The sequence below is a fragment of the Microvirga sp. GCM10011540 genome (assembly GCF_042650665.1).
Taxonomy (GTDB): Bacteria; Pseudomonadota; Alphaproteobacteria; order Rhizobiales; family Beijerinckiaceae; genus Microvirga; species Microvirga lenta.
Genome location: NZ_JBHSBQ010000005.1, coordinates 481,293 through 503,809, shown reverse-complemented (window position 1 = coordinate 503,809; position 22,517 = coordinate 481,293). Strand labels below are relative to the sequence as shown.

Here is a 22,517-nt window from a genome sequence, read left to right as displayed (position 1 = left end):
CCTGCCCTCATTCCCGCCAGGATGAGAGGATCGTCTCGCTGTCAGCGGTCTCGATCTGCTGGTTGAACCGCTTGCTGTAGAGGGCGAGGAGCGTATCGTGCCCCTCGTCCGACGAACTGCACAAGCCGTCGGCGACGATCACGACCCGGTAACCGTGATCCACGGCTCCCAGCACGGTGGCAAGGACGCAAACATCCGTCTCGGAACCGGTCACCACGAGAGTATCCGCACCTCTGTGGTGCAGAAGCTCAGCCAGCTTGTGGCCGGCGAAAGCGGAATAGACCGGTTTGTCGATAACGGTCGCCGGAGGAACGAACCGCGCCAGAGGAGGCATCAGATCCAGCATGTGCGGATCCAGGCGCTCCCGGGTCGTCTCGCGCCAGCGCTCGTAATACTGGCGCCAGGTGCCGGGCATGTCCTCCGGGCGCTCCGGCGTGATGAAGCGCGTGAAGACCGTCCTTTCCGGGAAACGCTCGACGATCCGCTCCACTGTCGGAAGCACACGCTCCATCCAAGGCGTGGGCCACGGGCCTTCCGTCGAGAAGATGCGCTGCATGTCGATGCAAAGATGCACCGTGCGCTCGTTCAAGGGACCATGTTCTAGCAAGGGCATGACCTGTTCCTGGTGTGGTTTCAGAACGGGCGAGAAGGTAAGCCGTTCCTCATCTCCTGCGTCAGGCGAGGCCCAGAATATCGTCGGTTCCGCCCTCTTCCTTATCGGGCAGCGGAATGCGAAACGCGCAGACAAGGCCGTCGGAGCGGTAATCGAGATCGACCTCGCCGCCGAGTTCGCGCGTCAGTCCGAGCTCGATCAGACGGGAGCCGAAGCCTTTGCGGGTCGGCACCTGAACCTGAGGGCCGCCCCACTCCTGCCAGTGCAGGATCAGGTGCCTGACATCACCCGCCCCGTCCACATGCCAACGGACATCCACATGACCGGTTTCGGTGGAGAACGCGCCGTATTTGGCCGCAATCGTCGAAAGCTCGTGCATTGCCATCGCAAGCGTCAGAGCCATGCGCGGCCGAAGCTGCAGGGGCTCGCCGGCGATCCTGAAGCGCTCGGCATGATCCTTGGCGTAGGGCGCCATCGCCTCGGCCACGATGTCGTAGAGGTTAGCGCCTTCCCAGTTCTCACGAGTCAGGACGTCGTGAGTTTTCGACAGCGCGAACAGGCGGGCTTCGAAAGCCTCCTGCGCAGCCTTCGACTGCCCGGACTTGAAGCTTTGGGCCGCGATGGATTGTACCGTCGCCAACGTATTCTTGACGCGGTGGTTCAGCTCGTTGATGAGCAGGTTCTGGCGGGCATTGGAGCGTGCCCGCTCGAAGGCGGCCCAAGCCCGCTCCGCAACGTCGCGGCATAGCTCGATCTCACATGGCGGCCAGTGACGGGGCGCGGTGCTCTGAGCATAGAGCACCGCTCGCAATTGTCCTTCCTTGACCAGGGGGACACAGATGAAGGCCGCGACCTGGATCGCCATGAAGGCGCCGCGGCAACCCTCGATCCTCGGATCGGAAGCGATGCTGCCGACGACCACGGTGCGGCCGGCCCTCAACTCGTCTCCGAGAACGGGTCCGAAGGAGGTCAGAGCATATGGCTTCCTGTCGACGGGCAGACCGTCGACATGCCAGTCGGCCAGAGGCGTCAGAACCATCGTGGAAGCGCTGACCTCCCCATAGCCCAGGCGGCAGACGCTCAGGTGCCGACCGAGGGATTCCGTCACCGTCGCCAGGATCTCGCCAGGCCGTACGAGGTCCCGGATTCGATCACTCAGTGCGAGAAGAAACCGCTCGCGCGCCTCGCTCTCCTTGCTTGGCGTGATGTCGAGATTGACGATCACCGTGCGAAGCGGTTTGCCGGCGTCATCCGGAAGGGATTGAGCCCGCATCAGGAGCCAGCGCAGCGACCCGTCCGAATCGATGATCCGATATTCGGCGGTCAAGGGCTGCAGACTGCGCAAAAGGTGCATCACCTCCCGTTCCATTCGTCCCCTGTCTTCGGGATGGAGGGCATTGAGCCATGCGGAAAGGAGATCGGTCTCTCCCAGTTCAGGAGACAGGCCCGTGACGCGAAACATCTGGGGCGACCAGGCGATCCTGCCGGACAGATGATCCCAGTCCCAGACTCCAAGCCCGGCGACGTCCTGGGCCACCTGCAGGCGCTCTTCGCCTTCGCGCAGAGCGCGCATGATCCTGGCACGCTCGGGCTCTCCCAGGCCGAGCTTGGCCGCCATTTCGCCGAACGTGCCGGCAAGATGCCCGATGGGACTGGTGGGATCGGAGATCGTGAATGCCGTCTGCGGCCCCTGCTTCGATGATCCACGCGTTCTTGAGGAGCGGTTGGCTCTCCGGACAGCCCCGACACCGAGAACGGAAAGACAGGCTGCGACGGCCAGCAAGCACGCCAGGGCATAAACTGTCGGCAAGCCTTCCATGTGTCGAACCTATGACGCCCTAGATCTAAAATGAACCAAGCATAGCTTAGCCATATTTAGATGGGGCGCCGGCGGCAACAAGAAGAAGGCGGGGGAAGTATTTTCTCAGGATACCTCTATGAACGGAGAGTATATCCTGGACTTCAGGCTGCATTCACCGAGACGAAACGGGACAGGGAGAAGGGAGACAGGTCCACGGCACTGCCTCCCGTCGTCATGAGCTGGGCGACAGCCTCTCCGATGGCGGCCGAGTGCTTGAAACCGTGGCCTGAGCATGGAGACACGACCAGGATGCGGTCATGGTCGGGATGCCGGTCGATCAGGAAATTCGAGTCGGGTGTGACCGTGTAGAGGCAGGTGATGGACTTGGCTGCATCCGGCCGAAGCCCCTCCAGCCGACCCGCAAGATGCTTGTCGCGCATCGCTCGGGGTTCGTCCGGCCCGACGCGCCGCTCGAACCGATCGGGATCCGCCGTCTCGTCGTACTGCTCCCCCGCCGTCTTGACGGTTCCGCTCCCAGGTAGGGACGGGAAGCCATAGAAGAAGTCGCTAGCGCCGGATCCATGCGCCCAGATGAAGACCGGGCTGCCGACCCAGGCCGACGCGAGGTCCTCCTGCACCGGAAACCAGTGCATGACCTGTCGGGTCGGCGCGAGCAGCTTGTCGAAAGGCGGCCCCAGCAAGGCGGGGGCCCAGGAACCGGCGGAGACGACCGCCTGACCGGCCTCGATCTCCCCATGATCCGTCGCGATCCGGACACCATGACCGCCCTGCGCGATGGAGACGACGGCGGTGCCGGTTCGCACCGTGGCTCCCAGAGCGCGGGCGCGGGCAAGCTGGGCTGCCACACAGCGCTCTGGGTTGAGGTATCCGCCACCGGGCTCGAGATAGCCGATTTCACCCTCGTGCGCCTTGAACTGCGGAAAGCGCCGCCGGATCTCGGCCGCATCGAGCACCTCGTGCGGAATGCCGTATTGCTGCGCCGCGCGAAGCGTCCGTGCGAGAAAATCGACCCGAACGCTCCCCTCGGCCCGCAAGGCCTCCGACCCGATGATCAGGCACCCATTCTGCGTCAGGAGACGCTCGCCGGTTTCCGCCTCCAGCTCCCGCCAGATCTCGTGGGAGCGGAGCGCCAGCGGCACATAGACCTCGCCCTCGCCGATGGCCTGGCGGGTGATGCGGGTCTCGCCGTGGGTCGAGCCCCGATCGTGGGGTGGCGCGAAGCGGTCGATCCCGATGGCCCGCACGCCCCGTTTCGCAAGCTGGTAGAGCGCTGCCGCTCCCATGGCGCCAAGCCCGATGACGGCGACATCGTAGGTCGAAACTGAACCGGCCATGGAAGCTCCCTCGAAACACCCGCCTCATCCGACCAGAAACGGAGAGGAACAACAATCGGTATTCCACCGGCGGCGCCATGCGCCTGATACATGCGCGGCTATGCTTGTTCCAATGCCGCAACTGTTCTACAAGCAACATGTCTCACGGGGAGCCTCTTTCGAGGCTGAGAGGTGGCAAGGCCGCCGACCCGTCGAACCTGATCCGGGTCATACCGGCGGAGGGAATGAGCATGCATCGCAGATCAAGCTGCGCCCCGTGCAAGTTGTGCCGCCGATCCGGCTTGTCTCACGCATGGGAGCATCCCTGATGTTACGACGGCTTCTTTTCACCCTTGTCTCGGTCTATGTGGCAGCGGGCGCGGCCTACGCGCAATCCAAGCCGACCCTGACGGTCTACACCTACAGCTCCTTCGCCGGGAAATACGGCCCGGGAAAAACGGTCAAGGAACGCTTCGAGGCGATCTGCGCCTGCGAACTCGTCTGGGTCACGTCCGAGGATGCGGGCAGCATGGTCGGGCGGCTTCGTCTCGAGGGCGAGGACACCAAGGCCGATGCGGTGGTCGGCCTCGACATGAACCTCGCCGCGGAAGCCAAGACTCTCGGCATTTTCGCTCCGCACGGCGTGAAGGTGAGCGATTTGTCTCTCCCGATCGAATGGTCCGATGAGACCTTCATCCCCTTCGACTGGGGCTATCTGGCCTTCGTCTACGACTCCACCAAGCTGTCCAATCCACCAAAGAGCCTGAAGGAGCTGGTCGAGAACCCGAACGGGCCCAAGATCGTGCTGCAGGACCCGCGCACCAGCGCCCCCGGTCTCGGCTTTCTGCTCTGGATGCGTCAGGTCTACGGCGACAAGGCCGAAGAGGCCTGGGCGCAGCTGAAGCCGCGTATCGTCACCTTCACCAAGGGGTGGTCCGAGGCTTACGGCCTGTTCATGAAGGGCGAGGCCGACATGGTGATGTCCTACACCACGTCTCCGGCCTACCACATCGTGGCGGAGAAGAAGGAGAACTACAAAGCCGCCGCCTTCGCCGAGGGGCACTACCTGCATGTGGAACTCGCCGGAATGACCCGCACCACGAAGCAGCCGGAACTGGCGAAGAAGTTCATGGAGTTCGTGCTCAGCGAACCGTTCCAGTCCGCGATGCCGGAGGGAAACTGGATGATGCCTGCCAAGACCCCGCAGACGGGTCTGCCGGCGGCTTTCAAGGGTCTCGTCCAGCCTGAGAAGGCCCTCCTCTTCACGCCCGAGGAAGTGCAGCAGAACCGCCGCGCCTTCACCGATGCGTGGCTCAACGCAGCGGCCCGCTGATCCGGCCGATGCGCTTCAAGCCGCCTCATCCCGGGAACCTGGTCGCGCTCGCCATCGTGGCTCTCGTGGCAGGCGGCTTCACTGCCCTTGCAACGGTCGATGGAGGGAAGCCCGCCCTTCTCTCCTTCGGCCCCTATCTCGCCCGCATTCTCGCCTTCTCAGTCATTCAAGCGAGCCTTTCGACGGTCCTCTCGCTCACGCTCGGCATCGCCCTGGCCCTTGCCCTCGCACGACGCCGTTTTCCGGGCCGGGAACTCGTGCTGGCGGCCTTGAGCACCACGATGGTGATTCCGACCGTCGTAGCGGTCTTCGCCGTATTGGCCATCTATGGTCGCAGCGGATGGCTGGCCGATGCTCTGGGCCTGATGGGCTGGAGCACCGGCTTCAATATCTTCGGCTATCCCGGCATCCTCATCGCGCATGTGTTTCTGAATGCCCCCTTCGTGGCGCGGATCACGCTGGATGCCCTGCACCTGGTTCCCGCCGAGCACTGGCGCCTCGCGATGGTCTTGGGGTTCACGCCGGGGCAGATCTTCCGTCATCTCGATTGGCCTGTCCTGCGCGCCGAAATTCCGGGTGTCGCCAGCCTCGTCTTCCTCATGTGTTTCAAGAGCTTCGCCATCGTGCTCGCGCTTGGTGGTGGCCCTAGCCGCGCTACGCTCGAGGTCGCGATCTACGAGGCGCTGAAGATCGACCTGGATTTCGGTCGTGCCGCCTGGCTCGCCCTGATCCAGCTCGTGATCTGTCTCTTGCTGACCGGGCTTCTCAACTGGGCCTTCGTGAGACCGCCCGGCACGCACACCATCCGCAGCCTCGTTCGCCGCCCGGATGCCAGCAATCCCCGTCTCAAGGCGATGGATGCCGCCGTCCTTTTCATAGGGGCTCTCTTCATCCTGCCGCTTGCATTGAGCGTCCTGGGCGGATCGCAGCACATCCTGGCCGTCATGGATGCGGACCTGCTCCAGGCTTTCGCGACGAGTCTCGCCATAGCTGCGATTGCGGGCACGCTGGCTTGTCTTCTCGCCCTCGCGTTGGGAACGGCGGCGCGGCGCCAGAGATTCGCGCTGCGCTCGCCACGGCTGGCCGCCTTGTACGATTTCCTCCCCAGCACCCTGCTGGCGGTTCCTCCCTTCGCGCTGACGGCGGGCCTCTTTCTCCTCGTCCGGCGCATGGCCGATCCGGCAACCGCCGGCCTGATCCTCCTCCCCCTGATCAACGGCCTTGCCGCCCTTCCTTTCGCCTACCGCTACATCGCGCCCCGTCTGATGGTGGCCGAGGAACGCTATGGCCGTCTTGCGGCTTCGCTCGGCGTCACCGGGACGGCCAAGCTGCGGATCATGGACTGGCCTGTTCTCAAGCGGCCCATGGGCGCGGGCTTCGCACTGGCCATGGCGCTCTCCTTCGGCGATTTCGGCATCATCGCCCTCTTTGGCGGCCCTGAGCTTCGCACGCTCCCATATCTCCTGTACGAGCGACTCGGATCCTACCGTTTGGACGAGGCCGCGGCCGTCGGCCTGTTCATTGTCCTGATCGCATTCCTTCTTGCCCATATTTCCAGTCGGCTGTCCCATGCTGGTGATTGAGAACTGTCGTCTGACATGGCCCGACTTCACGGCCGACTACTCGCTGGCCGTGGAGCCAGGGAGCCTCTGCGCGGTTATCGGCCCTTCGGGCGGCGGGAAGACGACCCTGCTCCACATGATTGCCGGGTTCGAGCACCCGCAGAGCGGCAAGCTGTCGCTGAATGGCCGCGATCTTCTGCCTCTGGAGCCAGCCGAGCGGCCGGTCGCTATCGTGTTTCAGGATCATAACCTGTTTCCGCACCTGAACGCGGCCGAGAATATCGCCCTGGGGTTGCATCCGTCTCTGCGACTTAGCAGTGCGGAGCGGGCATCCGTTTCCGAGGCGCTCTCCGCGGTGGGGCTGGAGGGATTCGACCGGCGCAAGCCGGGCGAGATGTCGGGTGGGCAGCGTCAAAGGGTGGCGCTGGCGCGAGCCCTCGTCTCAGGGCGTCCCCTCATCCTTCTCGACGAACCCTTCAGCAGCCTCGACCCAGATCTTCGCCGCAGCATGGTGCAACTGGTGGACGAATTGCGCCGAAAGCGTCCTGTCACCATCCTGATGACGATCCACACGCCCGAGGACGTTGCAGGCCTGGCCGACCGAATGGCCTTCGTGGCCAACGGCCGGGTCCAGGCCTCAGGCACCCCATCGGAGATCCTGCATGGCTCCCTGGCGAAGAAAATCGCCGCATCCCTCCCGGAATCGTAAGCAGCGCTGTGCTTCCGGCGCCTTTGCCGTTAACGAGACTTTGAGACTTATGAAACACAGTGTCAGATATGCCAGCACAACGCCTGACACCATTCGGCGGGGAATTCCGCGATCCTGAGCGCGAAGCTGCGTTCCAGGCGGAGCGTCTGCCCGAGACGCTGCGGCACACACGTTTGCTGTTTCTTCTCTCCGCGTGCCTGAACGCGGCATTCTTTATCAGCGACTGGAGCCTCTACGGAGAGTCCAATTTCCAGACCACGTTTCCGGCACGCCTCGTCGTAGTGCTGATTGCACTCGTGTGCTTCTGGAGCATCAGCCGCGCAAAGACATTCCGGCAGGCCCAACGATCCATGATCGCCTGGGAATGGATTAACGGCGCCGCGGTCGCCATCCTCGTGAGCTCCCACACCGAACTCGCGCTCTTCGCCGTTCTGATGCTGCCTTCGATCTACTATCTCGCCGTCCCGACCGCATTCCGCTGGACGATAGCCTCGGGAATCGGGTCCAGCGTGATGGTGCTCTTCGGATACATGCTTCCCGAGCCTGCCGGATCATCGCCAATCGGTCTGATTCTCCTGATGACCATCCTGAACCTGGCTCTGTTTCTCGTGGTGTCGCGTTCGAACCGCCTGCAGCGCATGGGGTGGTCCGCCACGCAGGCCGAGCGGCGCGCGAAGAACGAGCTCGCCGACAGCCGGGCGATGTTCGAAACTCTTTTCAAGACTGTTCCCATCCCTCTTCTCGTCGTCCGAGTGGATGGGACCATCGTCGAGACGAACGATGCGGCCGTCCGCTATGTAGGCGCGACGCAGCGTTCTCTCGGCATTCGGACCACCCAGGAATTCTACGCCGACCCCAGGGATCGGGACGTCTTTCTCGCCCGGATTCGGAAAGACGGGCAGATCAGCAACTTCGAGACGCGGATACGACTGGCCGACGGTTCGATCCGGACCGTTCTCCTGGCGGGAATGGCCCTGGAAATCGCCGGCGAGCCCCATATCATTTCGAGCGTCGTCGACATCACGGAACGTAAAGCCTCCGAGGAAAAGATCTGGCGCGCGGCGAGCCACGATCCGCTGACAGGGCTTCCCAATCGGGCCTACTTCCAGAGCCGGCTGGAGCAGGATCTCGCCCAGGCCGAGCGCAACGGCTCGAGCCTTACGCTCCTCCTCGTCGATCTGGACGACCTCAGGAACACGAACGAAACGATGGGCCATCTCGCCGGCGATGCCCTGATCAAGGAAGCCGCAGACCGCCTCAATCCTCTGATCGAGAGCTGCGATATCGTTGCGAGGCTGGGCGGTGGAGAGTTCGTCCTCATCCTTGCCGAGCCACCGTCTTCAGATGCGGCCCAGGCCATGGTCGACCGCATCCTGACGGATATGAGGCGCCCGTTCGCGCATCAGGGAGATCTCCTGTCGTGTCAGGTCAGCATCGGGATTGCGAGCTATCCCGATCACGACAGGCAGCCGTCGGACCTTATGAAGGATGCCGGGCTGGCGCTTCGGACGGCCAAGGCCCTCGGCCGCGGCAGAGCCGAGATCTACTCCCCCGACATGAGAGCGCAGCTGGAGGAAAGAACCAGCATCACGCGGGACATCCAGGGCGCTCTGCGCGACGGGCAGATCGTTCCGTTCTACCAGCCCAAGGTCGACCTCAAAACCGGCAGAACGACCGGGTTCGAGGCTTTGGCGCGTTGGCACCACCCCGTTCATGGCCTGCTGACTCCGGCATCCTTCCTGGCGGCCTTCGAGGATTCCGAGCTCTCGGTCATCTTCGGAGAACACCTTCTCCGGCATGTGGCGGCCGATATCAGGCGCTGGCTCGATGCCGGCGTGGATTGCGGTCGGATCGCCGTCAATCTCTCGACCGCCCAATTCAATTGGGTCGGTTTGGCGAAGCGGTTCCTCGACATTCTCCATGACGCGGGCGTCCCGAGCGAGCGTCTCGAGGTGGAGATCACCGAGACTGTCTTCCTCGGGCGCAATGCCCCCCATGTGGTCACGGCACTCCGGCAGTTTCACGAGAGCGGAGTCAGAATCGCCCTCGACGATTTCGGAACGGGATATGCCTCCCTTCTCCATCTCAAGCAGTTTCCCATCGACGACATCAAGATCGACCAGGGCTTCGTGCGGGATCTCGAGAATGATGCGGACAGCACCGCCATCGTTCTGGCCGTCATCCAGCTCGGACGGGGTTTGGGCATGAACGTCGTTGCCGAGGGTGTCGAGACCGCAGGACAGGCGAGCTTCCTGCGCGAGAAAGGCTGCACCCAGGCGCAAGGCTACCTCTACGCGCCTCCCATGGCAGCCGCCGCCGTCCCGGATTATCTGCAGCAGCAGGAGGTCCGATGCGCATGACTAAAACGATACAACATGAAGATGCGCAGGACATGTGGTCAACGATTTTCTAGTTGAGTTTCAGGCCAGCCATGAGGCATCTTGCAATGGACAGCTCTGAACGGCGCCTTCGTCGATTCAGGACCTCGCAGGAATGGGATCCATGGCAGTACTGAGATCGGAAGCAAGTGTCGGCACGATGGTGCCCGACCGCTACCTGGCTCAGCTCTGCAAGCACCTCTCCCAGGAGGTTCCGGCAAGCTATTCCGCCCGAGAAGGACGAGCCGAGTTCGGCTTTGGGCACTGCTCCCTGCAGACGGCAAGGCACGCGCTGATGCTGGTGGTGGAAGCCGAGGACGAAACATCGCTCGCGCGGGTTCAGCACATCGTCAGCACCTATCTCGAACGCTCCATGTGGCGCGAGAAGCCCACGATCAACTGGATCCGAACCTCCGATTGATCCCGGCGCGTGTTCAAGCGGGTTTCAGCCCGCGTGAGCGGACGACCCTTTCAACTGGGGAACACTCTGTTCAATTCCTCGACGGCCTCGCATGTGAGCGGCCGCGAAGGGCGATTTCCAATGAGGAAGAACAGCTTCGCCGTCTCTTCCAACTCCTCGCTGTTGTAGACCGCCTCCTCCAGCGATCTGGCTGAAACGATGGGGCCGTGATTGGCCAGCAGCATGGCGGCATGGTCGCGCGCCGCGTTTCGAACCGCTTCCGCCAGGGCGCGGTCTCCTGGCCGGAAATAGGGTACCAGCGGCAGCTTCCCGATTCGCATGACGTGGTACGCGGTGAGGGGCGGCAGAACATTCCCCGTGTCCTCGTGGCACAGGCAGGAAACGGCAACCGAATGGGTGCAGTGAAGGTGCACGATGGCCTGAGCCGCAGGCCGCTCCTGATAGACGGCGAGATGAAAGAAGGCTTCCTTCGACGGCGGATCGCCTGCAAGCACTGTCCCGTCATTCCCCACTTTGGATATGCGTCCGGGGTCGAGAAAGCCAAGGCATGAATTGGTGGGCGTCACGAGAATGCTGCCATCGTCCAGACGCACCGAGATGTTGCCGGCCGTTCCGTGCGCAAGCCCGCGCTGGTAAAGGATCGCTCCGTACCGGGCGATGGCTTCGCGCAGGCGGGTCTCGTCGCTCATGACGTGCTCCTCACGCCGGCCCGGACATGGCCTTCAGCGCCTTGCTGAAGAAGTCGGGTGCGCCGAAGTTGCCGGACTTGAGGGCCATGGCGATTTGTTTTCCGTCTGCTGCTACGAGGACCGGCACACCGGGATCGATCTCCGGTCCGATCTGGAATGACGCGATTCCGAGGGCCGACACGACGGCTCCCGAGGTTTCTCCGCCGGCGACCACGATGCGGCGCATGCCGGCATCGAACAGCCGCCTGGCGGTCATGGCAAAGATGCCATCCAGCTTGTGCGCGACGTCTTCGCGTCCGTACTTCCGCTGATAGGCCGCGACCTGCTCCGGCTGGGCCGAAGAGTAGACGAGCGGTGCCTGCCCTGCATTCCGCTCCAGGAAGGAGGCAAGGTCCTCCGCGGACAGCCTGCCGCTCATCACGTCATTCACGTCGATTGCAAGGGTCGGGTGATCCTTCGCGTGCACTTCGATCTGCTTCAGGGTTGCGCGCGAGCAACTGCCGGCCAGGATCGCCGAGGATCCATCGACGGGTGCCACCTGCGGCCGCCCGCCTTTGGCCAGTCCTGCCCCGATGAAGTTGCGCGGCAGGCCGAGGGCGATGCCGGAGCCGCCGGTCAGGAGCGCCGTTTCGGCGCTGGCTTTGCCGATGGCGAGGAGATCGTCATCGGTCAGCACGTCCACGATGACGAGACGCTGTCCCTGCTCGGCCATCGTTTCAAGGGCGCTTCGGATCGCCCCGGCCCCTTCGCGCACGACGGACCAGTCCACGAGCCCGACCGGCTCCTTGCATTGCAGCGCCAGCCACCGTCGGAGGTTCGCATCCGTCATGGGGTTGAGCGGATGATTCTCCATGCCGGACTCGTTCAGCAGGCGGTCGCCCACGAAAAGATGGCCCTTGTAGATGGTGCGCCCCGTCTCCGGAAAGGCCGGACAGGCGATCACGCCCTTCACGCCGAGGCGCTGCGCCAGGGCCTCGGCGACAGGCCCGATATTGCCCTCGGGTGTCGAATCGAAGGTCGAGCAGTATTTAAAGATGATCTGCCGGCATCCTTGCGCCAGCAACCAGTCCAGAGCAGCGAGGGACTGGGACACGGCCTCGCGCACCGGAATCGAGCGGCTTTTCAGGGAGATGACGCCGGCCTCGACCTCGGGAGACGCAACCGTCGAGGGGATTCCCAAATACTGGACCGTCCGGAGGCCGCCCTCAGGGCCGTGCCCCTTGGCGATCGTGTTGGCGATGTCGCTCGCTCCGGTAAAATCGTCCGCAATCACGCCAAGCAGCATCGTCAGTGCCTCTCTGGATCATCCCGCCAACGGCCCTGCTCTTCCAAGCGACAGGCCGAGCAGCGCGTATTGCAACATAAGGTCGGACCCATCACAATTGCTATCGTGGTATTCCTCGATACCGGAGCCAGCCCCTTCCCCACCCGGACAGACCGATGCACCGCTTTTCAGCGAATCTAGGCTTCCTTTTCACCGAGCTTTCCGAGACCGAGCGGATTGCCGCAGCCGCGGCTGCGGGCTTTACAGGCGTCGAAATGCACTGGCCCTACCAAGTGCCGGCCCCGGAGATGCGCAGTGCTCTCTCACGAAGCGAGCTGACGATGCTCGGACTGAACACGCCGGTCGGCAATGCCGCTGCGGGCGATTTCGGCCTGGGAGCCCTGCCCGGCCGCGAAGGCGAGTTCCAGCAGGCTGTGGAACAGGCTCTTTCATACGGTACCGCGATTGGCGCGAGCTCCGTTCACTGCATGGCCGGAGCGGTGGCGCCGGACGATTTGGTGCGGGCCGAGCAGACATTCGTCGCGAACCTGAAAGCAGCAGCCGACAGGGCTGCTCAAGCTTCGATGACCATCCTCATCGAGCCGATCAACCACCGCGACAAACCAGGCTATTTTCTCCACCGCATCGAGCAAGCGTCATCGATCATCGAGAAGGTCGGCAGATCGAACGTGAAGATCATGTTCGACTGCTATCATATCCAGATCACGCAAGGAGATCTGATCCGAAGACTCGAGACGCATCTCGAGCTCATCGGGCATGTGCAGGTCGCAGCCGTGCCCAGCCGCGCAGAACCCGACGAGGGTGAGGTCAATTACCCGGAGATCCTCCGGACTCTCGAGCGGATCGGATACGGTGGCTGGATAGGCGCCGAGTACAAGCCGCGCGGAAGAACCGAGGACGGTCTCGGGTGGCTTCGCGCCTGGTCCAAAGCCGTGTCCGGGTTTTCCACGGCCGCGTCCGCATGAATCTCTTTATCTTCGGCCTCGGCTACACAGCGCGCCGGTTCATCGGCGCCTACGGGGACCGCTTTGCGCGGATCTCCGGCACATCCCGCTCCCCGGAGGATTCCCAGCCGTTCGAGAGCTCCGGGCCTTCGACTTATGGCTTCAGCGACACGGATTTCGATCCTCGCATTCCCGACCAGCTCGACGCTGCAGACGCCCTCCTCGTCTGCGTGCCCCCGACCGGAGGAGAGGATCCCGTGTTGCGGCGCTTTGCAGCCCACATCGCGTCCTCGTCTCGCCTGCGCTGGATCGGCTATCTCTCAACAGTCGGGGTCTACGGCGATGCGCAGGGCGGTTGGATCGATGAACGATCTCCGCCCGATCCTGGCACGCCCCGATCCCGACACCGTCTTGCCGCCGAGCGGCAATGGCTCGCGCTTGGGGAGAGGGCCAGCCTCTCCATCCAGATCTTTCGTCTCGCCGGCATCTATGGCCCCGGTCGCAACGCCCTCCAACGGATCGCAGACGGCACCGCCCAGCGCATCGTCAAGCCAGGACAGGTGTTCAACCGCATCCATGTGGACGATATTGCGCAGGTCCTTCTGTCATCGATGGAGCGCCCAAGCAGAAACACGATCTACAACGTGGCGGACGACGAGCCCGGACCTCCCCAGGATGTCATCACCTATGCAGCCCAGCTCCTCGGCTGTCCCCCTCCTCCCGAGGTGCCATTCGAAGAGGCCGATTTGACCCCGATGGCCCGCTCCTTCTATGAGGACAATAAGAGGATCCGGAACACGCGCATCAAGACGGATCTGGGCGGAACGCTTCGCTACCCCACATTCCGCCACGGTCTGAAGGCGCTTTATGACGCTGGTGAGGGAAGACTCTCTCGTCGCGACACGACCTTGCGAGAGGAATGAGATCCTGCTCGCGACCTTACCCAGGAACAGAATTAACTTTTGCGCCACCAGTGCCCCATTCCTGTCAAGGTTGGCTCTTAGCCCAGGGTCTCCCGTGGGGCAGAAACGGGCCGGGGCCGCGCCTAGGTCTATCTCAAGGACCAGGCGCGGCCTTTCCGTTTGCCACCGACGTTCCGCCTCTGGCGATCGCACCGAGCAATTAGGAAGGGAACGCATTCGGCCGCGGCGATTTGCCAAAGGCAACCTACCTGGATCGAGTCATTATGTCCGACACCCCGCAGACAGACACGCCTTCGCCCCTGCCCACCATCGACCCGATGCCCAAAGTTCCAGCTGACGAGCCCTCCAGCCCTGGGCGCGATGCTCCTGAGAACGAACCTCCGCCCGGTCCCGAGGATGTGCCTTACATCATGCCTCCGGGAACACAATAGATCGCTCTCGCTGTTGAGAGACTGATCAACCCGGCTGGATAGCGGCGGGATCTCAGCCCAATACTGCTCGGCAGCCGCAACATCGTTCCACAAATCGCGGGCCGATGCGGCTTCGTCATGGACTTCATTCTCAAGCCCGCAAAGTCATCTGTCACGACCGCAATTCCGGCGGAGATTCTACTGGAACCTAACATAAGTTAATCGGTTGAAGGCGCACGGTGGAACTTGGGCAGCGAGACTTCCCATGTGCGATGACGAGGATGAGAAGACCCCGTGCTCCCGGCCGCAGCCCCCTTTGCGCTGTGGGCAGATGCTTGCGCCGGAGGTCAAGCTCGATCGCTCGGTCCAGGACAGGATCGGACAGGAACTGCGAAAGCTTTACGACGAGGCGCTGCGTGAGCCGGTGCCGGATCGGCTTCTCGCCCTGATCGATCCGAAAGCGGCACGGAGGTCTCTCCATTGACCTTGGACCCATCCCTCCGCGACGAGATTCTGGCAGCGGTTCCGCAATTGCGCGCCTTCGCCATTTCCCTGACCAACAACGCCGACCGTGCCGACGATCTGATACAGGATACCCTTACGCGCGCGATCGCGAAGATCGACCGGTTCGAGCCCGGCACGAATCTCAACGCCTGGCTCTTCACCATCCTGCGCAACCTGTTTCACTCCGAATACCGTCGTCGGCGGCGCGAAGTCGAGGATGCGGACGGGTCCTACGCCGCCCGTCTGTCAGCCCCGCCAGAACAAGGTTCCCGCCTCGACTTCGAGGATTTCAGGAAGGCCCTGGCGCGGATTCCCATCGATCAGCGGGAGGCCCTGCTCCTCGTAGGAGCGCAGGGGCTCTCCTACGAGGAGGCGGCGGAAATCTGCGGCGTTGCGGTCGGCACGATAAAGAGCCGCGTCAACCGCGCACGCACCCGATTGGCAGCACTTCTCGCGGTCGAATACGGGGAGGAGTTCGGACCCGATCCGACAACGCAGGCTGCTCTTCAGAACACACTCTGATCTTCCTGCCCGGGCCGGAGCGTTTATCGGGTCTCGGAAGCCCGCTCGCGAGTGGGAGAGCCGTTCTGTACAGGCTCCGTTCAGAAAAGCCGAGTTAAACACCGCCCTACGATCGATGGATCACAGCTATGCTGATTTCAGGCACTCTCCTCGCACTCATCACATCCGGTCTGACGCTCCTTTTCTTGAGCGATGCGCCTGCATGGGTCACGCAAGGAGCCGAGATGATCGTCGTCCTGGCCATCTTCGTTCTCGTCTGTCTCGTCGAGACGACAGGATCGCGCTCCGATAAGTCGAACGCGCAGTAGACCGGCCGACGGGCTTCAACCGGGTCAATCCATCAGGTGCGGCACTCCGGCGGCCGAGCATTTCGGCATGCTTTCGCTTTGCTTCCGCACAACTCGACGTCACCACGATATTCCAGAACCGATCCGCTCTTTCCCGCGCCGTCCAAGCGGCAACAAATATAAACGATATGACATTACCCAGAAAGTTCTCCTGTACACAGAGGCGGCAAGCTTTGGCCAGAGCCACATCGCGCCTCAATAAAACGCAAATGGAAGTAGTCCTTTAGAGGAACCATTTGCCAGCTTCTGCGTTAAAGCCAAGCTTCTTGCGCTTTGCGTATCCCGCCGTCGCGCTCCACCATTCAAATCATATCGAATCCAAACGACGCTCGCCTGTGACTCATTCAACGATGGCAAGTGACGGCAGGACGGCTGATAAGAATTGACAGTAGCTTTGGAGAACATATGCTTTCATCGATCAATGCTCCGGGCCAGCACGTGAAAACTCTCCTGATCTGCAAGAACTCGGTTATTCGCGCAGGTATCACACAGATGCTTGCAGACACATGCTTCCTCGTCTCCGACGAGATTGTCGAGTACAGGTCCGTTCCATCCGTTCCCGCCGACGCCGCGCCTCTTCTCTTCATCATTGGGGAAAGCCGTTCCGCCGATGAGTTGGCGGATATTGTTTCGGCCGTGAAGGCCCGATGCTCAGCGGCACGAGTGGTCGCCCTTGCTGACGATCTCGAGCCCAAGGAATTGTTCCGGGTTTACGAGGCGGGCCTGGACGGCCTCTGCACGACAACCATCAGCCAGGCTGCCCTCGTCAAGGTGCTTGAACTGGTGACGTTGGGCGAAACCTTCGTCCCGGCCGGGCTGGCACTTGAGCTGCTTTCCCAAGCATCCCGCAGCCGTAAACATCAGCCTGATGATTCGGCCGCGGCCGCACCGGTGAGGCTGCTCGATACGAAAGCTCACAAGCTCTCGAACAGGGAAGCCGAGATCCTGCGCTGTCTGATGGAAGGCGCGCCGAACAAGATCATCGCGCGCAGGCTCGACGTTGCCGAGGCGACGGTCAAAGTGCACGTGAAGACCATTCTTCGGAAGATCGGCGCAGCCAACCGGACCCAGGCGGCGATGTGGGCCACCGGTCACCTGAATGCGGGATTGGACGAGCCTCTCGCTCCGGCTTCGGAGCGGCATCAGGGTCTCTAGTCCTTTATCAAGCCGTCTTCCTCGCGGTGGAGTCTCCTCGTGAGAACCCCACCGCATCTCTGCTCGTCGCCTTATCCAAGGATGTTGCGCAGGGTTCGCATGAACACCCGCGCTCCGATTCCGATCAGATCGTCCGGAAAATCGTAGTCGGGGTTGTGGAGGCTCGGATGCTTCTCGCCTGCCCCCAGGAAGAACATCGCCGCCGGAGCGTTCTGGCCGAGACGCCCGAAATCCTCCGAGGCACGGATCGGCAGATCGCCCCTGTCGTAAGGGATGCCTTCAAGATCGAGAGCGCGGCGCAGTTGGGCAACGGCTTCGGGCGCATTCTCGCAATGGTGGAAGATGTCGTGATAGGCGGTTTCGATGCCGAGGCCGCTCTCCCGGGCAACCGATGTCGCCAGCCCCTCCGCTCTTGCACAGAGATCATCCATCCCGGCATCGGTCAGCGTCCGCAGCGTGGCCCAGATTTCGGCCCGTCCCGGCGCGACGCCGAAGGCTGGCTCGCCGATTCTGGCGTGGGTCACGGTCACCATGGCGAACCCCTCCTCGAAGACCGTCCCGCCACCAAGGCCCGTGAGCGCCGGCATTAGTTTCGCCGCCGCATGGACTGGCGAGACTCCGAATTCAGGCATCGAGGCATGGGCCGTCTTCCCGGTGAGGGTGATGCTCATTCCCCGCGAGGCGCAGTTTACTGGCCCCTCGGCGAGAGCGACCCGCCCGAGGGGCATTCCGGGCAGGTTGTGCAACGCGAAGGCAAGATCCGGCTTGATGTCGAGGAAATTCGGATCAGCCACGACCGCGGCGGCTCCGGACCCATCCTCCTCGGCCGGCTGGAACAGCAGGACCACGCGTCCGCGCTGAGGGCGCTGGCGGCCCAGCCCCCGCGCCAGGGCGGCGAGAACGGCCATGTGTCCATCATGGCCGCACAGATGCGCCCTCCCCGGGACGGCCGAGCGATGGGGAATATCCGATATCTCCTCGATCGGAAGGCCGTCGAGTTCCGCCCGGACCATCACCGTCGGCCCCGGCTCCCGGCCATCATAGATTGCCGCAACGCCATGCCCGCCGAGCCCTGACATGATCCGATCCGGGCCCGTCGTCGACAGGAAGGCCTGAACCTCCTGCGCCGTCTCCGCCTCCTGCCCGGACAATTCCGGCATTCGGTGCAGCTTGCGCCGCCACTCGGTCAGCTCGGCCACGTCTTGGTTGGTCAGGAACATGGATTATCTCCACGGGACAGGAAAGGCATGAGGGATCCAACGATCTGTTGCAGATACAAGGACGGGTGAAAAGGCGGAAAACACTCCTCGGCTCCCTTGTCCATGACTGACGTGGGTTTCGTGCTGGTCCAGAGCCCGGACGACTTGACCCGGACCTGAGGCGATTGCCCTGTCAGTCCCGAGCCTTGAACCGGTATTCGACGGCCCCTAAGGAGCCGAGCGAGAAGCGGATCGACTCGTCCGAGGAAGGGAAATACGTCGGGGTCATGCTGCCCGTCATCACGATATCGCCGGCCCGTAAGGCGTTCCCGCGCTTAGCAAGGTGCCGGCAAAGCCAAAGCAGGGGCACGAAAGGATGCCCCATCACGTCACGGCCGTGCCCCCGGTCGAGAACCTCGCCGTTCCGCTCGACGACGCCCTCGACGGCCTCCAAATCGGGCCAGCTCTCGCGAAATTCGCCGAGAACGACACCGGCATTCCAAGAATTGTCGGCAACCAGCGTGAGCATGTCGAGAGACTTGTAGTCCGCCTGGCGATCCTCCACGAGCTCAAGTGCCGGAGCGATGCCGGCGATGGCCTCTGCCATTTCCCCGACGGTGGAAGGCAGGTATCCGTCGCTGAGATCGCGACCGATCCGAACGGCAATCTCGCACTCGACCCCGAGATGAACGAAATCGGACAGCAGGGCCTCGCCTCCTGAGGCATGCACGCGGTTTCGGAGAACGGAGCCGCCGATAGGATGCGGAATGCCGCACATGGTCTGCATGCGCGGAGAGGTCAGGCCGATCTTGTATCCTGCGATGTCCGCATTGTTTCGCTCGCGAAGGCGCCTGACGAGGCTTGCCTGGATCTCGTAAGCATCGTCCAGGTCATCGATTGAATAATCGGCACGGATGGAGTGGAACGGCGTCCGGTCATCGTGCTCCTTGAGCAGAGCGGCAGCCGCGGCTTCAGCATGAACCATCGTTCTTGTCGTCCTTACAGTACCGGCGTCAGTTCAGTTCTTCGTCGCGGACGATGCCTCGCGCAGGGCCTCGGCCTCCTGCCTTGCCTGTTCCGAGAGCTGTTGCGCTATCGCGGCGAGCTTCGTTGCCGCGCCATCCTTGCCGTAGATTTCCACCTGGCCGGCAAGTCCGACGGTGAGCATGGTTTCAAAGACCACTTCGGCAGGCACTCCTTCCCTCACGAGATCGACCGCAATCTTCTGCCACTGGTCCAGCAGCTTCTCTTTCAGCGTAGCGTTATCGGCGCTCATTGGCGGTCCATCCCTGATCTGGTCGAGCATGCCGTGTTCGGATGCTCGGGAAGCCTCGCTCTGTCAGGGCTCGGCTCGGCACATGTCGGCTTGTGGCCACGAGCATCTCATGACGTCGCCACGATCCACTCTAATCCCTTAGAGCATGGAACGGGAAGTCGGTATCACGGCCTGGCCGGCGGCATCGAAGACATGCAGTGCCTCGCGGGACAGATAGGCTGTGAAGCGCTCGCCCGGCACCGCGGGCTCATCGCCGGGGGCTCGCACGATCACATCCTCACCCCCGTCGAGACGCATATAGACGAAACTTGCCTCGCCCAGTCTCTCCACCGCATCGATCCGGCCTTGGAGCGCGATGGTTTCCGCCGCCCTCTCCGCCATGTGCTCGGGTCTTACGCCAACGGTGACTTCGTCTCCCGCCTTCAGTGCCCCGGGCCTCGTGCGAACCTCGGCCTGCGCCCCGGCAAAGGCGATGGTCGCACCGGTATCGTCCAGCCCGAGGACCTGGCCCTTGATGAAGTTCATCCGAGGGGAGCCGATGAAGCCCGCCACAAACAGGTTGCGGGGGTGCCGGTAGAGCTCGAGCGGAGCCCCAACCTGCTCGATGCGCCCATGGTTGAGGACGACGATCTTGGAAGCCAGGGTCATGGCCTCGACCTGGTCGTGGGTGACGTAGATCATCGTCGCCCCGAGGTCCCGATGGAGCTTGGCAATCTCGAGCCGTGTGTTGACCCGCAGCGCCGCATCCAAGTTCGAGAGCGGCTCGTCGAACAGGAAAACGCTGGGCTCGCGCACGATGGCCCGGCCAATGGCCACGCGCTGCCGCTGCCCGCCCGACAGTTCCCTCGGCTTGCGGTCGAGCAGAGCCGACAGCTTCAGGATTTCCGCGGCCTGCCGCACGCGGCGGTCGACCTCCGCCTTGTTGGTTTTGGCGAACTTCAGCCCGAACGCCATGTTCTTGTAGACGGACATATGCGGGTAGAGCGCATAGGATTGGAACACCATGGCGATCTTGCGCTCGGCCGGAGGCATCTCGTTGACGCGCCTTCCGCCGATCCGGATCTCGCCTCCGCTCACCAGCTCGAGCCCTGCGATGATGCGCAGGAGGGTGGACTTGCCGCAGCCCGAGGGGCCGACGAAGACCACGAACTCTCCGTCGTCCACGGTCAGGTTGATGTCGCGCAGGATCTCCGCCGTGCCGAAGGACTTTGCGATGCTGTGGAGTGAGACGTCAGCCATGTGGTTCAGATCCGCAGAGGAGGCGACGCACGCCTCACTTGACCGCCCCGGCCGTCAGACCGCGGACGAGGTAGCGTGAGAAGAGGAGATAGAGGACGAGGATGGGCGCGATGGCCAGGGTCAGCGAGGCGAGGACCGCATTCCAGTCGGTCACGTATTGACCGATGAACTGCTGCACGCCGAGCGTCACGGTCTGCTTGCCGTCGCCCGGCGCCAGGATCAACGGGAACCAGAGGTCGTTCCAGATCGGCACCATGGTGAATACGGCGACCGTCGCAATGGCAGGACGGATCAGGGGCAGGATGATGCTGCCGAATATGCGGTACTCGCTCACTCCATCGCAGCGGGCCGCATCGCGCAGGTCCTTCGGAATCTGCTGGATGAACTCGCCGAGGATCAGGATCGCGAGCGGCAGCCCCTGCGCCACGTAGACGAGGATGAGCGCCGTAAGAGTGTTGACCAGGTTGAGCTCCACCATCATCTGCAGAATGCTCACGCTGCCCAGGCGGATCGGCACCATGATGCCGATGGCGAGATAGAGGCTGAGAAGGGTATTGCCCCAGAAGCGGTATTCCGTCAGCGCCCACGCGGCCATGGCGCCGATGAGGATGATCAGTCCCAAGGACACGATCGTGACCGTGAAGCTGTTGAAGAAGTAGAGGCCGAAATCCGAGTTGGAGAACACGCGGTCGAAGCCGATGGTGGTGAAGGTACGAGCGTCCGGAAAGCCGAGAGGGTCGGCAAAGATCGCGCGCCGGGTCTTGAAGGCATTGATTAGAATGAGAACGATCGGCCCGATAGCCAGGATCGTGTAGAGGGTCAGGGCGATATGGACGGCGATGCGGCTGGGGCGGACATTTGCTTTCATGGCGCCCTCAGAATGTGTGCCGCTGCAGGCGCCGCTGCACGCCGAAGAGATAGATCAGCACTCCGATGAGGATGATGACGAGCATGGCCGTCGCCACCGTCGCGCCCATGGTCGGACTGCCCATTTGAAGCTGATAGCCGAAGAAAGTGCGGTAGAAGAAGGTTCCGAGGATGTCCGTGGAGAAATTCGGCCCCGCCAGCGCCCCCTTGATCGCGTAGATCAGATCGAAGGCATTGAAATTGGCCACAAAAGTCAGGATGGAAACCACCCCCAGCGTCGGCAGGATCAGCGGCAGGCGCACGAACCAGAAAACGCTGAAGGGCCCTGCTCCGTCCACCGTCGCCGCGTCGAGGAGATCGTCAGGAATGTTAATCAATGCCGCGTAGATCAGCATCATCGGAATACCGACGAACTGCCACACGGAAATGAGGGAGACCGTCAGCAGCGCGGTCGATTCCTGCCCGAGCCACGGCCCGAAGAGGCTTCCCAGCCCGACGGCCTGGAGGAGCGTTTCGGCAATGCCCCAAAGCGGATTGAGGATCAGCTGCCAGATGAAGCCGATGATGACGACGGACAGCATGGTCGGCAGGAATAGAAGCGTGCGGTAGACGCTGCCGCCGGTAAGGTGCGGCAGGCTGAGCAGCATCGCGAGTCCCAGACCGATTCCGTTCTGCACCACCATATGAATGGCGAAGAAGATCAGGTTGTTGCGTAGCGCGTTCCAGAACTGATCCGCCCAGACGGGATCGGTCAGAAGCGTCGTGAAATTGCCCAGGCCGACGAAATAGCGCGCGCCCGTCTCGTCACCCGCATAGAGGCTGAGCCGGATCGTATCGATCAGCGGATAGATCGAGAAAGCCGTGTAGATGACCAGCGCAGGTGCGAGAAACACCAGGATATGAACCGGAAAGCGCGAACGCTGAGCGGTGCTTTCCACCGGGACACCGGAGGCGGCGATATCCGACATGCTGAAACGGTCCGTGGGAAAACGAAATGGCGGGCTGC

General features: G+C 62.8%; 22 protein-coding genes and 1 riboswitch. Of the genes, 11 read left to right on the top strand and 11 right to left on the bottom strand.

Going from position 1 to position 22,517, the window contains the following annotated elements; translation table 11 throughout:
* Positions 1-7: 7 nt before the first annotated feature.
* From ACFOYU_RS03075 to solA, 3 genes are all read right to left on the bottom strand, one after another.
* Positions 8-613: a cysteine hydrolase family protein gene (locus tag ACFOYU_RS03075; protein WP_226737343.1), complete on the bottom strand. Its 606-nt coding sequence runs from the start codon at positions 611-613 to the stop codon at positions 8-10.
* Between the two features lie 61 nt (positions 614-674).
* Entirely contained in the window at positions 675-2,432 is a 1,758-nt protein-coding gene (locus tag ACFOYU_RS03070) for a sensor histidine kinase (RefSeq protein WP_377032351.1), read from the bottom strand.
* A gap of 143 nt (positions 2,433-2,575) precedes the next feature.
* Positions 2,576-3,769, bottom strand: a complete 1,194-nt coding sequence (solA, locus tag ACFOYU_RS03065; protein WP_377032350.1) for an N-methyl-L-tryptophan oxidase — start codon at positions 3,767-3,769, stop codon at positions 2,576-2,578.
* 135 nt (positions 3,770-3,904) lie between these two features.
* Positions 3,905-4,011: riboswitch (TPP riboswitch) on the top strand.
* A gap of 65 nt (positions 4,012-4,076) precedes the next feature.
* Between solA and thiB the strand changes: the two genes are divergently transcribed.
* The 5 genes from thiB to ACFOYU_RS03040 all read left to right on the top strand — a co-directional run bounded on the left by thiB (position 4,077) and on the right by ACFOYU_RS03040 (position 10,151).
* On the top strand, positions 4,077-5,081 hold the full coding sequence (gene thiB, locus ACFOYU_RS03060) for a thiamine ABC transporter substrate binding subunit (protein WP_377032349.1): 1,005 nt from the start codon (positions 4,077-4,079) through the stop codon (positions 5,079-5,081).
* An 8-nt stretch (positions 5,082-5,089) separates the two neighbouring features.
* Entirely contained in the window at positions 5,090-6,664 is a 1,575-nt protein-coding gene (locus tag ACFOYU_RS03055) for an ABC transporter permease subunit (protein WP_377032348.1), read from the top strand.
* Positions 6,651-7,352, top strand: coding sequence for an ATP-binding cassette domain-containing protein (locus ACFOYU_RS03050; RefSeq protein ID WP_226737353.1), 702 nt, complete (start codon positions 6,651-6,653; stop codon positions 7,350-7,352). Before ACFOYU_RS03055 ends, ACFOYU_RS03050 begins: the two co-directional genes overlap by 14 nt.
* A gap of 68 nt (positions 7,353-7,420) precedes the next feature.
* On the top strand, positions 7,421-9,712 hold the full coding sequence (locus tag ACFOYU_RS03045; RefSeq protein WP_377032347.1) for a putative bifunctional diguanylate cyclase/phosphodiesterase: 2,292 nt from the start codon (positions 7,421-7,423) through the stop codon (positions 9,710-9,712).
* 142 nt (positions 9,713-9,854) lie between these two features.
* Positions 9,855-10,151 (top strand): DUF2218 domain-containing protein, encoded by a 297-nt coding sequence (locus ACFOYU_RS03040; RefSeq protein ID WP_226737357.1) that lies wholly within the window; start codon positions 9,855-9,857, stop codon positions 10,149-10,151.
* A gap of 50 nt (positions 10,152-10,201) precedes the next feature.
* Here the strand turns inward: ACFOYU_RS03040 and otnC are convergent, their stop codons facing one another.
* Together otnC and otnK are read right to left on the bottom strand one after the other, a co-directional pair.
* Positions 10,202-10,840 (bottom strand): 3-oxo-tetronate 4-phosphate decarboxylase, encoded by a 639-nt coding sequence (gene otnC / locus ACFOYU_RS03035; RefSeq protein ID WP_377032346.1) that lies wholly within the window; start codon positions 10,838-10,840, stop codon positions 10,202-10,204.
* 10 nt (positions 10,841-10,850) lie between these two features.
* Positions 10,851-12,125, bottom strand: coding sequence for a 3-oxo-tetronate kinase (otnK, locus tag ACFOYU_RS03030; RefSeq protein ID WP_377032345.1), 1,275 nt, complete (start codon positions 12,123-12,125; stop codon positions 10,851-10,853).
* A gap of 155 nt (positions 12,126-12,280) precedes the next feature.
* On the opposite strand from otnK, the gene ACFOYU_RS03025 reads away from it, so the two are divergent.
* The 6 genes from ACFOYU_RS03025 (at position 12,281) to ACFOYU_RS03000 (ending at position 16,930) form a co-directional block, all read left to right on the top strand.
* Positions 12,281-13,090 carry a hydroxypyruvate isomerase family protein gene (locus tag ACFOYU_RS03025; protein WP_377032344.1) on the top strand — a complete coding sequence of 270 codons (810 nt, stop codon included), beginning with the start codon at positions 12,281-12,283 and terminating at the stop codon, positions 13,088-13,090.
* Positions 13,087-13,992, top strand: a complete 906-nt coding sequence (locus tag ACFOYU_RS03020) for an SDR family oxidoreductase (protein ID WP_377032343.1) — start codon at positions 13,087-13,089, stop codon at positions 13,990-13,992. The genes ACFOYU_RS03025 and ACFOYU_RS03020 overlap by 4 nt, the downstream gene beginning before the upstream one ends.
* Positions 13,993-14,667: 675 nt before the next feature.
* Positions 14,668-14,886: a NepR family anti-sigma factor gene (locus ACFOYU_RS03015; protein WP_226737367.1), complete on the top strand. Its 219-nt coding sequence runs from the start codon at positions 14,668-14,670 to the stop codon at positions 14,884-14,886.
* The gene (locus ACFOYU_RS03010) at positions 14,883-15,428 is read left to right on the top strand and encodes a sigma-70 family RNA polymerase sigma factor (protein ID WP_226737369.1); all 546 of its coding nucleotides are present in this window, start codon (positions 14,883-14,885) and stop codon (positions 15,426-15,428) included. Before ACFOYU_RS03015 ends, ACFOYU_RS03010 begins: the two co-directional genes overlap by 4 nt.
* A gap of 128 nt (positions 15,429-15,556) precedes the next feature.
* Positions 15,557-15,736 (top strand): hypothetical protein, encoded by a 180-nt coding sequence (locus ACFOYU_RS03005; protein WP_226737371.1) that lies wholly within the window; start codon positions 15,557-15,559, stop codon positions 15,734-15,736.
* Positions 15,737-16,180: 444 nt separating this feature from the next.
* Positions 16,181-16,930: a LuxR C-terminal-related transcriptional regulator gene (locus tag ACFOYU_RS03000; protein WP_377032342.1), complete on the top strand. Its 750-nt coding sequence runs from the start codon at positions 16,181-16,183 to the stop codon at positions 16,928-16,930.
* A gap of 71 nt (positions 16,931-17,001) precedes the next feature.
* On the opposite strand, the gene ACFOYU_RS02995 is transcribed toward ACFOYU_RS03000, so the two are convergent.
* The 6 genes from ACFOYU_RS02995 to ACFOYU_RS02970 form a co-directional block, all read right to left on the bottom strand.
* On the bottom strand, positions 17,002-18,150 hold the full coding sequence (locus ACFOYU_RS02995; RefSeq protein WP_377032341.1) for an amidohydrolase: 1,149 nt from the start codon (positions 18,148-18,150) through the stop codon (positions 17,002-17,004).
* 172 nt (positions 18,151-18,322) lie between these two features.
* Positions 18,323-19,114 (bottom strand): 2-keto-4-pentenoate hydratase, encoded by a 792-nt coding sequence (locus tag ACFOYU_RS02990; protein ID WP_377032340.1) that lies wholly within the window; start codon positions 19,112-19,114, stop codon positions 18,323-18,325.
* A 33-nt stretch (positions 19,115-19,147) separates the two neighbouring features.
* Positions 19,148-19,435, bottom strand: a complete 288-nt coding sequence (locus tag ACFOYU_RS02985; RefSeq protein ID WP_226737380.1) for a hypothetical protein — start codon at positions 19,433-19,435, stop codon at positions 19,148-19,150.
* A 108-nt stretch (positions 19,436-19,543) separates the two neighbouring features.
* On the bottom strand, positions 19,544-20,644 hold the full coding sequence (locus tag ACFOYU_RS02980) for an ABC transporter ATP-binding protein (protein ID WP_377032339.1): 1,101 nt from the start codon (positions 20,642-20,644) through the stop codon (positions 19,544-19,546).
* 34 nt (positions 20,645-20,678) lie between these two features.
* On the bottom strand, positions 20,679-21,512 hold the full coding sequence (locus ACFOYU_RS02975) for a carbohydrate ABC transporter permease (protein WP_377032338.1): 834 nt from the start codon (positions 21,510-21,512) through the stop codon (positions 20,679-20,681).
* A 7-nt stretch (positions 21,513-21,519) separates the two neighbouring features.
* Complete coding sequence (locus ACFOYU_RS02970) at positions 21,520-22,479, bottom strand: carbohydrate ABC transporter permease (protein ID WP_377032337.1); 960 nt, start codon at positions 22,477-22,479, stop codon at positions 21,520-21,522.
* Between the last annotated feature and the right edge of the window lie 38 nt (positions 22,480-22,517).

Excerpts from the sequence above, each read along its gene's own strand:
- ACFOYU_RS03075 (WP_226737343.1), bottom strand. The coding sequence starts at position 613 with ATGCCCTTGCTAGAACATGGTCCCTTGAACGAGCGCACGGTGCATCTT.
- ACFOYU_RS03070 (WP_377032351.1), bottom strand. The coding sequence starts at position 2,432 with ATGGAAGGCTTGCCGACAGTTTATGCCCTGGCGTGCTTGCTGGCCGTC.
- solA (WP_377032350.1), bottom strand. The coding sequence starts at position 3,769 with ATGGCCGGTTCAGTTTCGACCTACGATGTCGCCGTCATCGGGCTTGGC.
- thiB (WP_377032349.1), top strand. The coding sequence starts at position 4,077 with ATGTTACGACGGCTTCTTTTCACCCTTGTCTCGGTCTATGTGGCAGCG.
- ACFOYU_RS03055 (WP_377032348.1), top strand. The coding sequence starts at position 5,090 with ATGCGCTTCAAGCCGCCTCATCCCGGGAACCTGGTCGCGCTCGCCATC.
- ACFOYU_RS03050 (WP_226737353.1), top strand. The coding sequence starts at position 6,651 with ATGCTGGTGATTGAGAACTGTCGTCTGACATGGCCCGACTTCACGGCC.
- ACFOYU_RS03045 (WP_377032347.1), top strand. The coding sequence starts at position 7,421 with ATGCCAGCACAACGCCTGACACCATTCGGCGGGGAATTCCGCGATCCT.
- ACFOYU_RS03040 (WP_226737357.1), top strand. The coding sequence starts at position 9,855 with ATGGCAGTACTGAGATCGGAAGCAAGTGTCGGCACGATGGTGCCCGAC.
- otnC (WP_377032346.1), bottom strand. The coding sequence starts at position 10,840 with ATGAGCGACGAGACCCGCCTGCGCGAAGCCATCGCCCGGTACGGAGCG.
- otnK (WP_377032345.1), bottom strand. The coding sequence starts at position 12,125 with ATGCTGCTTGGCGTGATTGCGGACGATTTTACCGGAGCGAGCGACATC.
- ACFOYU_RS03025 (WP_377032344.1), top strand. The coding sequence starts at position 12,281 with ATGCACCGCTTTTCAGCGAATCTAGGCTTCCTTTTCACCGAGCTTTCC.
- ACFOYU_RS03020 (WP_377032343.1), top strand. The coding sequence starts at position 13,087 with ATGAATCTCTTTATCTTCGGCCTCGGCTACACAGCGCGCCGGTTCATC.
- ACFOYU_RS03015 (WP_226737367.1), top strand. The coding sequence starts at position 14,668 with ATGTGCGATGACGAGGATGAGAAGACCCCGTGCTCCCGGCCGCAGCCC.
- ACFOYU_RS03005 (WP_226737371.1), top strand. The coding sequence starts at position 15,557 with ATGCTGATTTCAGGCACTCTCCTCGCACTCATCACATCCGGTCTGACG.
- ACFOYU_RS03000 (WP_377032342.1), top strand. The coding sequence starts at position 16,181 with ATGCTTTCATCGATCAATGCTCCGGGCCAGCACGTGAAAACTCTCCTG.
- ACFOYU_RS02995 (WP_377032341.1), bottom strand. The coding sequence starts at position 18,150 with ATGTTCCTGACCAACCAAGACGTGGCCGAGCTGACCGAGTGGCGGCGC.
- ACFOYU_RS02990 (WP_377032340.1), bottom strand. The coding sequence starts at position 19,114 with ATGGTTCATGCTGAAGCCGCGGCTGCCGCTCTGCTCAAGGAGCACGAT.
- ACFOYU_RS02985 (WP_226737380.1), bottom strand. The coding sequence starts at position 19,435 with ATGCTCGACCAGATCAGGGATGGACCGCCAATGAGCGCCGATAACGCT.
- ACFOYU_RS02980 (WP_377032339.1), bottom strand. The coding sequence starts at position 20,644 with ATGGCTGACGTCTCACTCCACAGCATCGCAAAGTCCTTCGGCACGGCG.
- ACFOYU_RS02975 (WP_377032338.1), bottom strand. The coding sequence starts at position 21,512 with ATGAAAGCAAATGTCCGCCCCAGCCGCATCGCCGTCCATATCGCCCTG.
- ACFOYU_RS02970 (WP_377032337.1), bottom strand. The coding sequence starts at position 22,479 with ATGTCGGATATCGCCGCCTCCGGTGTCCCGGTGGAAAGCACCGCTCAG.